We start from the raw sequence: 473 nt of genomic DNA on the forward strand, positions 1-473 counted from the left end.
GGTCGCCGTGACGGTGAGGGTGGTGGCCACGCCGGCGCTCCGTTCTGGTGTCAGGAAATTACGGGTTGCGGGTCGAGGACGGTGGCGGTGAGGATCTCCATGCGTTGCCCGCACCGGCCGCACTGCACGTAGCAGTTGGTGCCCGCGTTGCTGTAGAACTGCGGGACTTCGAAGGTCTCCTCGTAGTTCTCGCAGTCCGGGTTGTTGTCGCGGGCGGTCACCGCGTAGAACGTCGCGGGCTCGAAGACGACTATGTCGCTGCTGCTCATTGGCCTATCACCATCCAGTTGACGACGGTTGCTGTGGTGTTGATGCGGGTCACCCAGACTGTGAGGCCGGACGAGGTGGCGGCGGTGAAGCCGACCCCCGTGACCTCCTTCCCGGGGCCCATGGAGACGGCGGAGACCTGCCCGGTGAAAGAGCTGCCGCGGACGGTGAGGCCGCTCACGGTCTGGGAGGTGGGCGCGTTCGCC

The 473-nt window shown here is 66.4% G+C and carries 2 protein-coding genes; both read right to left on the reverse strand.

The window, feature by feature from the left end:
• Window positions 1-50: 50 nt before the first annotated feature.
• Entirely contained in the window at window positions 51-269 is a 219-nt protein-coding gene (locus RM590_RS35500) for a hypothetical protein (RefSeq protein ID WP_311637616.1), read from the reverse strand.
• Window positions 266-473: hypothetical protein (locus RM590_RS35505; protein ID WP_311708940.1), on the reverse strand; the 208-nt coding region annotated here is incomplete at its 5' end. The genes RM590_RS35500 and RM590_RS35505, both read right to left, overlap by 4 nt.

Origin of the sequence: Streptomyces litchfieldiae (genome assembly GCF_031845365.1) — a bacterium.
GTDB classification, from domain to species: Bacteria; Actinomycetota; Actinomycetes; order Streptomycetales; family Streptomycetaceae; genus Streptomyces; species Streptomyces litchfieldiae.

Bases quoted from the DNA above. Each gene is read 5' to 3' on its own strand.
- RM590_RS35500 (WP_311637616.1), bottom strand. From the start codon at position 269: ATGAGCAGCAGCGACATAGTCGTCTTCGAGCCCGCGACGTTCTACGCG.